16 protein-coding genes and 1 other annotated feature are annotated in these 13,219 nt (G+C 37.8%); all 16 genes read right to left on the reverse strand.

Translation table 11 applies throughout. The annotated features are described in order from the left end of the window. Positions 1 to 6: 6 nt before the first annotated feature. The 16 genes from priA to rplU all read right to left on the reverse strand — a co-directional run bounded on the left by priA (position 7) and on the right by rplU (position 13,115). A complete protein-coding gene (priA, locus tag AC6UDD_RS03375; RefSeq protein ID WP_500718724.1) occupies positions 7 to 2,430 on the reverse strand; it encodes a primosomal protein N' in 2,424 nt (807 codons plus the stop codon). A gap of 20 nt (positions 2,431 to 2,450) precedes the next feature. Continuing rightward, positions 2,451 to 3,656, reverse strand: coding sequence for a bifunctional phosphopantothenoylcysteine decarboxylase/phosphopantothenate--cysteine ligase CoaBC (gene coaBC, locus AC6UDD_RS03380; protein ID WP_500718726.1), 1,206 nt, complete (start codon positions 3,654 to 3,656; stop codon positions 2,451 to 2,453). A 104-nt stretch (positions 3,657 to 3,760) separates the two neighbouring features. Next, positions 3,761 to 3,964 (reverse strand): DNA-directed RNA polymerase subunit omega, encoded by a 204-nt coding sequence (gene rpoZ, locus AC6UDD_RS03385; protein WP_500695688.1) that lies wholly within the window; start codon positions 3,962 to 3,964, stop codon positions 3,761 to 3,763. Continuing rightward, positions 3,964 to 4,581: a guanylate kinase gene (gmk, locus tag AC6UDD_RS03390; RefSeq protein ID WP_500718728.1), complete on the reverse strand. Its 618-nt coding sequence runs from the start codon at positions 4,579 to 4,581 to the stop codon at positions 3,964 to 3,966. Before gmk ends, rpoZ begins: the two co-directional genes overlap by 1 nt. 82 nt (positions 4,582 to 4,663) lie before the next feature. After that, positions 4,664 to 6,370, reverse strand: a complete 1,707-nt coding sequence (recN, locus tag AC6UDD_RS03395) for a DNA repair protein RecN (protein WP_500718730.1) — start codon at positions 6,368 to 6,370, stop codon at positions 4,664 to 4,666. Between the two features lie 12 nt (positions 6,371 to 6,382). Next, on the reverse strand, positions 6,383 to 7,201 hold the full coding sequence (locus AC6UDD_RS03400; RefSeq protein ID WP_500718732.1) for a TlyA family RNA methyltransferase: 819 nt from the start codon (positions 7,199 to 7,201) through the stop codon (positions 6,383 to 6,385). Between the two features lie 7 nt (positions 7,202 to 7,208). Next, positions 7,209 to 8,081: a polyprenyl synthetase family protein gene (locus tag AC6UDD_RS03405; RefSeq protein ID WP_500718734.1), complete on the reverse strand. Its 873-nt coding sequence runs from the start codon at positions 8,079 to 8,081 to the stop codon at positions 7,209 to 7,211. Then, positions 8,068 to 8,319, reverse strand: a complete 252-nt coding sequence (locus AC6UDD_RS03410; protein WP_500718736.1) for an exodeoxyribonuclease VII small subunit — start codon at positions 8,317 to 8,319, stop codon at positions 8,068 to 8,070. The genes AC6UDD_RS03405 and AC6UDD_RS03410 overlap by 14 nt, the downstream gene beginning before the upstream one ends. Then, complete coding sequence (gene xseA, locus AC6UDD_RS03415) at positions 8,319 to 9,668, reverse strand: exodeoxyribonuclease VII large subunit (protein WP_500718738.1); 1,350 nt, start codon at positions 9,666 to 9,668, stop codon at positions 8,319 to 8,321. Before xseA ends, AC6UDD_RS03410 begins: the two co-directional genes overlap by 1 nt. Continuing rightward, positions 9,658 to 10,521, reverse strand: a complete 864-nt coding sequence (locus tag AC6UDD_RS03420; protein ID WP_500718740.1) for a bifunctional 5,10-methylenetetrahydrofolate dehydrogenase/5,10-methenyltetrahydrofolate cyclohydrolase — start codon at positions 10,519 to 10,521, stop codon at positions 9,658 to 9,660. The genes xseA and AC6UDD_RS03420 overlap by 11 nt, the downstream gene beginning before the upstream one ends. A 94-nt stretch (positions 10,522 to 10,615) precedes the next feature. After that, positions 10,616 to 11,014 (reverse strand): transcription antitermination factor NusB, encoded by a 399-nt coding sequence (gene nusB, locus AC6UDD_RS03425; protein WP_500699511.1) that lies wholly within the window; start codon positions 11,012 to 11,014, stop codon positions 10,616 to 10,618. Beyond that, on the reverse strand, positions 11,011 to 11,439 hold the full coding sequence (locus AC6UDD_RS03430; RefSeq protein ID WP_500693693.1) for an Asp23/Gls24 family envelope stress response protein: 429 nt from the start codon (positions 11,437 to 11,439) through the stop codon (positions 11,011 to 11,013). Before AC6UDD_RS03430 ends, nusB begins: the two co-directional genes overlap by 4 nt. 43 nt (positions 11,440 to 11,482) lie before the next feature. Continuing rightward, a complete protein-coding gene (efp, locus tag AC6UDD_RS03435; protein WP_039143941.1) occupies positions 11,483 to 12,043 on the reverse strand; it encodes an elongation factor P in 561 nt (186 codons plus the stop codon). 114 nt (positions 12,044 to 12,157) lie between these two features. Next, positions 12,158 to 12,454 carry a 50S ribosomal protein L27 gene (gene rpmA, locus AC6UDD_RS03440; RefSeq protein WP_010021538.1) on the reverse strand — a complete coding sequence of 99 codons (297 nt, stop codon included), beginning with the start codon at positions 12,452 to 12,454 and terminating at the stop codon, positions 12,158 to 12,160. A 26-nt stretch (positions 12,455 to 12,480) separates the two neighbouring features. Then, positions 12,481 to 12,801 carry a ribosomal-processing cysteine protease Prp gene (locus AC6UDD_RS03445; protein WP_500718742.1) on the reverse strand — a complete coding sequence of 107 codons (321 nt, stop codon included), beginning with the start codon at positions 12,799 to 12,801 and terminating at the stop codon, positions 12,481 to 12,483. A 5-nt stretch (positions 12,802 to 12,806) separates the two neighbouring features. Continuing rightward, entirely contained in the window at positions 12,807 to 13,115 is a 309-nt protein-coding gene (gene rplU / locus AC6UDD_RS03450; protein WP_500693691.1) for a 50S ribosomal protein L21, read from the reverse strand. A 16-nt stretch (positions 13,116 to 13,131) separates the two neighbouring features. Beyond that, positions 13,132 to 13,204 (reverse strand) — a sequence feature (ribosomal protein L21 leader region). Positions 13,205 to 13,219 lie beyond the last annotated feature (15 nt).

Raw genomic sequence — 13,219 nt, forward strand, 5'->3', positions numbered from 1 at the left:
ATTCACCTACATAAAACTGACTGGTTCTGGATCAATTCCGATCCGTAAACCCTTTCTGACTTCTTTTTGTGATACTTGTAAAACATGCTTTAAGCTTTCATTGAGCTTTAAGTCACGTTTGTACTTAATAATGATTTGGAAATAATAACGTTTTTTCATTCGAGCAATCGGCCTAGGCGTTGGCCCCAAAATAATGGTGGCTTGATTAAGCGACTTTTTAAGATAATTAGCAACCTCATACGATTCATTAGCCGCCTGTCTCTCATTTAGTGAACTAATTGACACTTTAATGGTAAAGAAGTACGGAGAATAATCAGCTAAATGTCTTAATTGCATTTCTTTTTGATAAAATGCTTCATAATCCTGGTCTTTAGCTAATTGAATCACATAATTATCGGGATTATAGGTCTGAATAATGACCTCTCCGTCCTTATCAGCTCGTCCAGCTCGCCCAGAAACTTGAGTTAACAAATCAAACGTTCGTTCACTGGACCGAAAATCAGGTAAATCCAACCCGGTATCAGCATTTAATACCCCCACCAAAGTTACATTCGGAAAATCCAGTCCCTTAGCAATCATCTGCGTTCCTAGTAAAACATCAGCACGATGTTCACCAAATTCACGAAGTAACTTCTCATGAGAACCTTTTTTTCGGGTTGTATCAACATCCATCCTGATCACCCGTGCTTTTGAAATGAGTTCATGTAATTGTCGCTCTACCTTTTCAGTTCCAGTACCAAAGTAACGAATATTTTTACTGTGACAGTTGGGACAATACTTAGGGATTGGTTCCTCAAACCCGCAATAATGACACTTCATCGTATGAGAATCCATGTGAAGTGTCAAAGAAATATCACAGTTGGGACATTTTAAAACGTAGCCACAATCACGACACATCAGAAAAGACGAGAATCCACGACGATTAAGCATTAACACTACTTGCTCGTGCTTCTCAATTCTTTGCCTAATCGCACTGAGTAATTGGTGCGAAAAGATTCCGTCATGAGTCTCTTCTTCTTTAGTCATATCAACAACTAAAACTTCTGGTAAACGCCTCCGATTAATACGATCGGGAAGCCGTAGAAATTTATAAACTCCCTTTCCCGCTCGCGCCCTTGACTCTAGAGAAGGCGTTGCACTCCCAAGTATGACCGGGCAATGATGATAATTGCCACGCCAAATGGCAACATCCCGCGTGTGATAACGTGGATTATCATCCTGCTTGTAACTTGTATCGTGTTCCTCATCAAGAATAATAATCCCAATATCAGAAAGAGGAGCAAAAACTGCTGATCTTGCTCCTACTACCACCTTTGCACTTCCATTATTTATTCTACGCCACTCATCATACTTTTCTCCAGTTGACAGACCACTATGAATCACAGCGACTTGATTACCAAACCGATTTTTAACTCGATTAACCATCTGGGGAGTTAAAGAAATCTCCGGAACTAACATTAACGCCGTCTCACCTAAATCTAGAGCCTTTTGGATGGATTGAAGATAAACCTCAGTCTTACCTGATCCAGTTACTCCTTCAAGTAGGTAGGTCTCATTTTGATGAGCTTCAATGGAACGATCAATTTCACGGACAGCATGTGCTTGATCAATTGTCAACTTTTTTGGTTGATCAATTTTAATATCATGTTTGTATGGGTCACGATATTTCTCAACCTGAACTTTTTTTATCCAATTCTTCTTTTCAAAACTGTTAATCGCCGAATTAGATATTTTAAGATCATTAACGAGGTGGGTCTGAATAATTGGTTGATCAGTATGGTGCTCTAAGACAGAAAGTAAGTTTAATTGAGAAGTGGCATTCTTACGAAGTTGTTTTTTTGCCTGACCAAAATCACTTAATTGATTTAAAATGGCCGTTTCCGTTTTCTTTTTGGCTTCATTTTGAACTTTGTAAATCACTTGGATTTCATTGTTCTTACGTAACTTAGCAAGTTTCCCCATCTCAGTACTATTAAAATGCTCCGTGTCAAACGGAACCATACTCTGGTCTTTAAACTTATCATTAAGCTCTTGATCGGCAAGATTTCCAGTTGCTTTTACGTAGGTTGTATATCTTGCTTTCATCGCATTAGGCAGCATGGTCAAAAGACAACTAATTCGAAAAGAATAAGTTGTATCAGCCAACCACTTAGAAAGTTCAATCATTTCGTCGTTCAACACTGGACTTAAATCCATGGTACTATCAATCTTTTTGAGTTGATTAATCTGGTCCGGTTTCTCATCTGTAATATCAACGACAAAACCTTCAACTTTTCTATTTCCATTCCCAAATGGAACAATGACCCTCATGCCTCGTTTCAGTTGATCTTCTAATCCAGTAGGAATTAAGTATGAATAGGGTACATTTGTTTGCATGGTCGGAACATCAACAATCACTTTTGCAATTTTCAAATTACCCCTTCTTTCCATTCTTGTATATTACAGATTAACTATAAAAGGTCAACAACGACATTTAACACTTCACTAGCAACTTTTAATTTAGATTCCACTCCTGTCTTTTTGACCAAACCATCTTTTGAGATGATTGAAACCTGATTATCGTCACTATTAAAACCAATTAATGAATTGGAAACATCATTTAATACCACTAGGTCTAATTTCTTTTTCTTTAACTTTTGATTAGCATTTTTTAGGGGATCATTGGTCTCGGCCGCAAAACCAACTACCAACTGATTAGGCCCCTTCTGTTTTGCCACTTTTGCAACAATATCATCGTTCTTAATTAGATGAAGATCTAAAGAATCATGGTCTTGATCCTTCTTGATTTTTTGTTTTTCCGCATGAGCAGGTTTAAAATCACTAACCGCAGCAGCCATAATCAAAACCTGATTATCTGAAAATAAGCGTTGCACCTGGTGTTCCAGTTGATCAGCAGAACTAACTTTGATAACTTTCACACCATCTGGAATCTGGCACTGACTGTTGGCACTTACAAGTGTCACATTGGCTCCCATCTTTTTAGCAACCTCAGCAATTGCATATCCCATCTTTCCTGATGAATTATTTGATAAGTATCTAACCGGATCAATTGGTTCTCTAGTTCCACCAGCAGTTACTAATACATTAACACCAGAAAGAGGTTGGTTATCATGATCACTTAATCGACTAACCACAAACTGATAAATTTCTTCTGGTTCAGCAAGTCGACCTAGGGCTGAATATCCTTCGGCTAGTGGACCAACTTGTGGCTCAATAAATTCGATACCATCATCTTTTAATCTTTGAATATTTCTTTGGGTAGCTGGATTTTTTAACATGACGTCATTCATTGCTGGCGCAAAATACTTAGGGCAGTCCATGGCTAACATAGTCGTACTTGCAAAATCATCTGCAATCCCATTCGCTGTTTTAGAAATAAAATCAGCCGTAGCTGGGGCAACAATCGCTAAATCGGCCCATTTAGCTAGCCCAATATGATTAATCGTAGTTGAATCATCAAAATAACTTTGATCATCATAGACGTCATTTTTCGATAAAACTTGAAAAGTTAATTTCGAAACAAATCGTTTGGCAAACGATGTCATTACTACTTTGACACTAGCACCATTCTTTTTTAAAAGTCTCAATAAATAAACTGCCTTATAAGCAGCAACGCTACCAGATACAAATAAGACAATTCGCTTCCCGTTTAACAAAATTATACCCTCCAAAGTATTTCTTATTAATTATACTACACATCCCTTATTATTCATTTAATAAAAAAAGACCCTGTGATGAGATTCATCACAAAAGTCCTTTCTTACTTACTTTTTGGAGCAATGGTTAACACGCCGGCAGCAATTTCTTCCAACGCCATTCCAACTGATTTTACTGACTTATAATGGGGAAGCAATGGCTTCGCACCTTGATCAAGTTCTTCAGCTCTTTTGCTAGCTAACATAACGAGTGAATATCTTGAATCAACGTGTTGCAACAAATCTTCAAGTGGTGGATAAATAAACATTAAATTTCATCTCCTAATTTATTAAGATAATTTGGCATAACGCGCTTTACCTTTAAACGCTCGCTTTTAACAATTGTTTTAATTCGGTCTACCGCATTCGAAACCTTATCATTCACAACTGCATAATCATAGTTTTGCATCATTCGGATTTCCTTAGAAGCTTTTTCGATCCGTTTGTTGATAACTTCAATATCATCAGTCCCACGACCAACCAAACGATCCCTAAGTGAATCAATGTCAGGTGGAGTCAGGAAAATAAAAACTCCGTCTGGGCAGTTAGCACGAACCTGCATGGCACCATTAACTTCAATTTCCAGAAAAACATCTCTTCCTGAATCTAATGTCTCGTTAACGTATTGTAACGGGGTGCCATAGTAATTGTCAACATACTTAGCATACTCAAGCATTTTGCCATTTTTAATATTCTGTTCAAATTGCGTTTTTGAAACAAAGTAATAATCAACCCCGTTAACCTCTCCCTCACGGGGCTTTCTGGTAGTCATTGAGATTGAATACTTAAAATCGACATCAGGCTCATTGAAAAGGGCTTTTCTAACCGTTCCCTTTCCCACTCCACTTGGACCAGAAAGAACAATTAACATTCCTCTTTCACTCACTTAAACCGCTCCTTTTTCGTAACTTCTTTATATATATTATGCAATTTATAAATCAATTAATCAACAAGAGATAAAATGAAGCTTATTTCATTTTTTGTCTCTTTTGTTGGTTGGCCAAGTTTAAAAGTTCAGAGGCATGTTCCATGGTTAACTTAGTAACTGTGGTTCCTGCTAACATTCTAGCAAGTTCTTTAACACGTTGCTCACCTGATAAGGGCTGAACCGAAGTCTCCGTTCGATTATTAGAATCAACATGCTTCGAGATGAAATCATGATTATCAGCCATGGCCGCCACCTGTGGTAGGTGGGTAATACACAAAACCTGTGACTTCTTACCAATTGCACTAATTTTATCGGCAATTGCTTGAGCCACTCTTCCCGAAACCCCAGTATCTACCTCGTCAAACACGATTGAAGTTACTCCTTGGACGCGGGAAAAGATCGTTTTAAGAGCTAACATAATTCGAGACAGTTCACCACCTGAGGCAATTTTGGATAAGGGTGCCATGTCCTCACCTGGATTTGTTCGGATGTAAAACTCAACTTCTTCAATTCCATTTCGATTAAAAGTATCTTTAGGTAAATTAGAAAAACGAACTTCGAACTGCGTTTTATCCATGTACAAATCAGCTAATTGTTGATGAATTTCAGCCGTTAACTTTTCAGCTTGCTGATGTCTAATGTCACTTAATTTTTTCCCAAGTTTATTTAATTCTTTGACGGAAGCATTGAAGCGTTCTTCTAAATTATTGCCACTCTTTTCATCCGTCTCCATATCGGTTAATTCGCCAGAGATTTTATCGTAATACTTTAAAATCTGTTTAATCGAATCACCGTATTTTCGTTTTAACTCAAAAATAGTATTTAGGCGTTGTTCAACTTCGTTCAATCGATCAGGGTCAAACTCCAAATTATCCATCTGATTACTAATCTCTCCAGCAGCATCTTGCAACGTATAATAGGCATTTTTAACATTCTCAGAAATTGACTTGAACTCATCATCTAACCGTTCTAAATCTTCAAGAGCGTTCATGGCATCCCCGATCATATCAATTGGGCTAATACTTTCGTCACCATTAATATCATTAAAACTTCTTCCTAGACTATCGCTAATGGCCTGAAAATTATTTAAACGATCCCTTTCGGCTATCAGATCTTCCTCTTCGCCATCCGTTAAATCAGCCGTTTCAATTTCATTTACCTGGTACTTAAGCATATCAATGCGTTGAGCCCATTCTTTTTCATTTTTATTTTTATGATTTAATTCTTTCTTTAATTTAAGGTATTTTTTATACTGTTCCTGATAAAGCTTAAGCGTAGGTTTGAGGCTGTCGCCAGCAAATTCATCAAGTAAACCAATGTGCTTATCAGGTTGCATCAGCGCTTGATGTTCATTTTGCCCATAAATATCAACCAAAGTTTCGCCAACTTTTTTTAGCGTATTTGTATTCACCAACATACCATTGATGCGACATACGTTGCGACCGTTACGATATAATTCACGCTGTAAAATTACCGTATCATCATCATGTTCGATCCCAAATTTATCCAAAACATGAGCAGTAAGACCATCCTTAGGAATGGCAAACATTCCCTGTAAAATTGATTTATTAGCACCCTTTCTAATAAAGTGAGACGATCCCCTACCACCAGCAAGTAGACCAACGGCATCAATAATAATCGACTTTCCGGCACCAGTTTCTCCTGACAGGACTGTCATCCCCGTGTAAAAATTAACTTCCAATTGATCGATAATCGCAAAGTCTTTGATTGAAATCTCCTGTAACAACTTCTCACCTTCTTAATTATTTAAACTTTTGTAAGCCCGATCCATAGCACCTTCAACCGAAACATCATTTTCTACTTCAGGATCATCAGATGATTTTAGATGAATCAAGAATTCAATATTTCCCTCGCCACCCTTGATGGGAGAAAAATCAAGTCCTAAAACAGAAAAGCCAGCCTCAGTCGCAAACTGAATGACGTTATTAATCACCTGTTTATGCACGTTTTTGTCCCTTACAATGCCATGCTTACCAACGTTTCCACGACCAGCCTCAAACTGCGGCTTAATCAAAGCCACGACTTCACCATGTTCCGCTAAAATTGCTTTTAGTGGTTTTAAAATCAATTTAAGTGAAATAAAAGAAACGTCAATCGAAGCAAAACTGGGCTCACCAAGGGTAAAATCCTCTGGTTTACTGTACCGAAAATTAGTATTCTCCATTACAACAACACGAGGGTCGTTTCTAAGCTTCCAAACTAATTGATTTGTCCCAACATCTAAGGCGTAACTCAATTTAGCTCCATTTTGTAACATTACATCCGTAAATCCACCGGTGGAGGATCCGATGTCCAAAACGATTTTATCACGAACACTAATGTTAAAACTTTTGAGTGCTTTTGCTAATTTTAATCCACCCCGACTGACAAAGGGAAGCGCATTTCCTTTTAAATGTAACTTGGTCTCAACTGGAATCTTCACACCTGGTTTATCCATGCGTTGTTCATTTTTTCCGAGTACTTCGCCAGCCATAACGGCTCTTTTTGCCTTTTCGCGTGTATCAAACAATCCCTGCTTGACAAGTAATACATCAACCCGTTCTTTATCCTTTGCCATTACAACCTCACTTTTTCATCACAAAATAAGATAAAAATGAATCTAACAAATCGGGTGAAAATTCATCCGGTAACTTACTCAGCGCCTCTTGACTTTTATTAATAGTCTCGTTTAATTTCTGAATTGCTCCACTAATTCCTAACAAATTTACATACGTATTTTTATCAACATCATCCTGATTTTCACGGTCGGGAGCATCTTTAATATCATCAAAAATTTGAAAAGCTAGTCCAAAATTCCAAGCAAACTCAGACAAACATTTCTGACTTGCTTGATCAGCATCAGCAATGGTCGCCCCAGCCATAACACAATAATGAAACAGTTCACCGGTCTTGTTTCTATGTAAATGCATTAATTCATCCAGATTCAAATGTTGGTTATCTGAACTGACATCTACAGTTTGACCAGCTACCATTCCGTCTGGACCAGCAGCGTGGGATAATAACTGAATCAATTGAACTCTTTTTACGGCTGACAAATCAGCTCTAGCAATCCAGTTAAACGCTAACGTCAGCAATCCGTCCCCAGCTAGGGTTGCAATATCAGCGCCAAATTTTTTATGATTGGAGAGTTGACCACGACGATAATCATCATTATCCATGGCGGGTAGATCATCATGAATTAAGGAATAGGTATGAACTAATTCAACCGCAGAGCTGGTTTTAATGGTGGTGTCATCAATTTTATAATTTAAAGTTTTTAGGGTGGCTAACGTCAGTAACGGCCGTAACCGTTTTCCACCAGCCATCAAGGAATATTTCATGGCATCGACAATTAATTTCACCGAACTCGACTTATCAATGTTTGTTTCTAACATTTGATCGATTCTCGGAATATATTCAGTTTTAAATTCTGAGAGAATTTGTTTATTGGGTGTCATCACTGTCTCCACTTTGCTGATCACGATCAAACGGGACTTCATTATCACTGTCATCCATCATTTTAGTAAGCGTTTTTTGTGCATTTGAAAGTGTCTTTTGCATTTCGTTACTTAACTGAACTCCATCTTTAAATTCTGAAAGAGCTTTTTCTAAAGGTACGTCTCCCTGTTCAAGTTGATTAACGATTCCTTCTAATTTATCCATATTTTCTTCAAAAGTTGGTTTTTTATCTGCCATTATTTATTGTCTCCTTTAAGTCCAACATGATCAACGGTTGCACTAGCACTTCCATCACTGAACTGAATCCGAATGTGTTCATCCTTTTTTAAATCCTTAGCTGACTTAACTAATTTATCATGATCGTTTGTAACCATCCCATACCCAGAACTCATTAAACGTAGTGGGCTTAGATGGTCGAGTGCACTGACGTTTGAATTTAACTGATTCCGTTTTGTTTCCAAAATTCCTTGAACGGACTTCTTCATCGATTCAAGATAATAATTAACCTGTTTTTGGTTCGCATTGATGCTATGAACCGGTGAATTTAATTTTAGTTGTTCTAAATAAGCTTGAAGTTGATTATGATAATGATTTAGTAAATCTTTCATGTTAGTACCCAGCTTGGTATTTAAAGTATCTAATTGCTGGACATAGGATTCATAAAGACGTTCGGGCTGGTTAAAAACGTAAGAATTCATCACTTTATCGTATTGTGACCTCGAACGGCCCAGAATGTTATCCATGGCGTTATAAATCCTAGTCTGTTTAGTCTTTAAATCAAGAATTACATCACTAAGCACAGGAACCGCCAACTCAGCAGCTGCCGTCGGAGTTGCTGCTCGTTTGTCAGAAACTAAATCAGCAATCGTTGTATCAGTTTCATGTCCAACTGATGAAATCACCGGAATCTCACTATTATAAATAGCTCTTGCGACAATTTCTTCATTAAAGGGCCATAAATCCTCAATAGAACCACCACCACGACCAATAATGAGAGTATCGAAGCCGCCAATTTCGTTGACTCGATTAATTTGATGAGCAATCTCACTCGCTGCATTCTCACCTTGAACAGCCGCTGGAAACAGGACAATTTGAGCAATCGGGAATCTCCGTCTAACGGTCGTAATGATGTCCTTAATGACTGCACCACTTTGAGAGGTGACTACGGCAATTTTCTTGGGATACATCGGAAGCGGTTTTTTATGAATTCCTTCAAACAAGCCCTCTTTGGCTAGTTTATTTTTTAACTGTTCGTAAGCTTCATAAAGTTGACCCACTCCATCCGGTTCCATGTGGTCAATATAAAACTGATACATTCCCGTTTTTTCATACACGGAAACGTGTCCAGTAACAAGGACTTTCATTCCCTCCTCTGGCATGAATTTAATCTTAGAGAAGGCCGATTTAAACATGGTAACGTTAATTTTTGAGTTATCATCCTTTAAACTAAAATATTGATGAGTTGGTCGCAAACGAAAATTGGAAATTTCACCGGTAAGATAAACTCGTCCTAGGTATGGATCAACATCAAATTTCTTTTTAATATACTGTGTCAAAGCCGATACAGTCAAATATTTACTTGCCACTCTTTTTGCTCCATTCACACATATCAACCGTTTGTTGCATCAAGGTTGCGATTGTCATTGGTCCAACGCCTCCCGGCACCGGAGTGATATATTCGATATTGTCACTTTTTGACTTGTATTCGACGTCGCCAGCCAATTTACCATTCTCATCCATATTTTGGCCAACATCAATGACAACGGCACCTGGTTTAAAATCATCATCATTTAATATGGCATACTTGCCGACCGCTGAAATAACTACATCCGCTTGCTTCGTATACTTTGAAACATCGTCAGTGTGACTATGAACGTCAATCACAGTTGCATTCGCGTTAAGCATCAACGCTAACATTGGCTTTCCAACAATTGAACTACGGCCAACAATCACAACGTTTTTACCATCTAAGTCAATATGGTACTCCGATAGTAAAGTCATAATGCCCTTTGGGGTACATGCAACCGGGTAATTCTCTTTAAGATTAAGAAACAACTTGCCGACATTAACGGGATGAAAACCATCCACATCTTTTGTAGGATCAATTGCCTCAATCACTTTGTCTTCGTCAATATGATCAGGAAGTGGCGATTGAACTAAGATTCCATTGATTCTAGGGTTCTCATTCAAACTTCTCACAATTTGGATCAATTCGTCTTGCGTGGTTGATTCAGGTAAAGCTTTCTTAACGGAATAGATGCCTAACTCGGTTGCCTTTTTTTCTTTGCTTCGAACATATCTTTGACTTGCCTGGTCATTTCCAACGATTACTACTGCTAATCCTGGAGTAATTCCAGCTTGTTTTAGTTGAAAAACTCGCTTTTTTGTTTTTAAGTTCAGGTCTTTTGCAACCTTTCTGCCATCAATTATGCTAACCACGAAAACATCTCCCGATACATTATTATTAGTACAATTCTAGCATATTATTTTTGTTCTAGCTAAATGTAAAAAAATAAGAACCCATCACGGGTTCTTATTTTTCAATCGCACTATCTAAAACGCCATTAATAAAGTTTCGTGACTTATCATCACAAAACTTTTTAGCTAATTCTAAAGCCTCATTAATGGCAACCTTATTTGGCGTGGCTTCTTCATACTTAATTTCATACAGCGCAATTCTTAAGATAATCAGGTCAGCTTTACTAATTCGATCAATCGACCATTTATTCGCTAAGTGATCCGTGATGATCTTATCAAGTTCACTTTTATGCTCTCTTACCCCATTAACAATTTCCAAGTAATATTCTGGTGCCTTTACATCTTCATTTGTAAGATAATCAAAAAATTCACTTGGTTCAACAGCATCATTACTTTCCATCGCAAATAGGGTTTGAAAAGCTAACTCTCTAATTTGATGTCGACTTATTTTCACTTTTTATCCTCATTATCGAATAATTTATCAGTATCAACTTTACCAGTACTCTTTGGAGGAATCATTCCTTCAACGTGAACATTTACGGAACCGATACGAAGGTCAGTCATAAACAACAACTGTTGTTTTACTTGGTTTTGGATCTCTAAAGCAACTTTAGGAACCGAAACCCCGTAATTTAGGTATACAAAAATATCAACATTCAATTTGCCATTTTCAATTGCTAATCTGATACCCTTACCGCGCTCTTTTCTTCCAAATAATTCGTTAACACTGGAAGAAAAACTACCACGCATCCGGTTAACACCTTCAACTTGCACGGCCGCAATTCCAGCAATGACCTCAATCACACGAGGTGCAATTTTAATCGAACCTAGGTCTGATTTCTTATTGTCGAGTGTAATGAAACTTTCGTCTGCTGCCATAATATAACCCCCAATTGGCTAAACAATCAGATCTTTCTGACCATTATGCCCGAGAAATGTAAGTACCGTCATCAGTATTGATCACTAACTTATCACCCTTATTTACAAAGAATGGAACTTGAAGCGTTAAACCAGTGGTCATAGTAGCAGGTTTAGATCCACCGGAAGCAGTATCACCCTTAATTCCAGGTTCAGTATCTGCTACTTCAAGTGTGACCGTCTTTGGCACTTCAACTCCCAGAGTTTCACCGCCATACTGAATAACTTGAACTTCCATATTCTCTTGTAAGTAGTTCATTTCTTCTTTAACTTGCTCTCTTGGAATCGTTAGTTGTTCATAATTATCCATGTCCATAAAGACAAGGCCACTACCATCATCATAGAGGTATTGCATCTTTTTGGTTTCAATGTTAGCTTTCTCAACTTTAGCACTAGCTCTGAAAGTCTTTTCCTGAACGGCTCCCGTTCTTAAATTCTTTAACTTAGTACGAACAAATGCTCCACCCTTACCGGGCTTTACGTGTTGAAAACTAACAATCTTCCAGATGTTATTGTCAGCTTGAATGGTCATACCATTTTTTACTTTTACAATTGAAATTGACATTTTCATGCCTCCCACATATTTATGTTCCTATCATATCAATATCGATCACGTAAAAGCAAGTTACGATATTGATAAAAAAAGAGACCCCTGCGTTAACGCTAGGCCTCTTTGGATTTACTTAGTTGCTACTTCTGCTTCAGGGTAAACAGAAACTTGACGTTTGTCACGACCTAAACGTTCGAAACGAACAATTCCATCAACTAAAGCAAATAATGTGTCATCTCCACCACGTTTAACGTTCTTACCTGGGTAAATATGAGTTCCACGTTGACGGTATAAGATTGTACCAGTTGTTACTGATGAACCATCAGCAGCTTTAGTCCCTAAACGACGTCCAGCTGAGTCACGGCCGTTAGATGATGAACCACCGGTTTTATGGTGAGAGAAAAATTGTAGATTCATTTTTAACATGCGTTTACACCTCCAAATTAAAAGTGTTATTTTACTTCAACGTAATTCGAATACTGTTTTGAAATATCCATAAGTCCATTCATAAAGCTTTCAAGTAACGTTTGGACCTTAACATCATTCAAATGTTCACTAGGAATCTTAACTTGGAGATATCCTCCATTTTTCTCATCCTGTTCTACATATGGATCAATGTCACAAACGGTAATTAAACCATTCACAGAAGAAATTGCTAACGCTGATACTGCTGCACAGACGATATCATGTCCATACTCCCCAGAATCAGCGTGACCAGTCACTTTAAATCCAGCTATTAAATTATGATTTAAATCAAATGTAGCTTTAATCATACGGCTTAAGCGTTAATCTTGTTGATAGTAACCTTAGTATAAGGTTGTCTATGACCCTTCTTTGATTGAGCACCCTTTTTAGGTTTGTATCTAAAGATACGGATCTTCTTACCCTTACCTTGCTTATCAACTTTTCCTTCGACTGAAGCACCATCAACTAATGGTGAACCAACCTTAGGGGTTTTGCCACTAACAAAGACAACATCATCAAAAGTAACCTTGTCACCTTCGTTAGCATCAAGTTTTTCAACAAAGATGGCTTCACCTTCAGAAACTTTGTATTGCTTGCCACCTGTTTCAATAATTGCGTACATGTAGTGCACCTCCTTATAATTTGCTTAGACTCGCCAGTATTAAGTGCCCACTGGGCTTTAAAACTCAAACTGAGCGGTTGTAGCTGTGGAAGTCCACAATTACA

The sequence above is a fragment of the Fructilactobacillus sp. X2R1C3 genome (genome assembly GCF_059901425.1).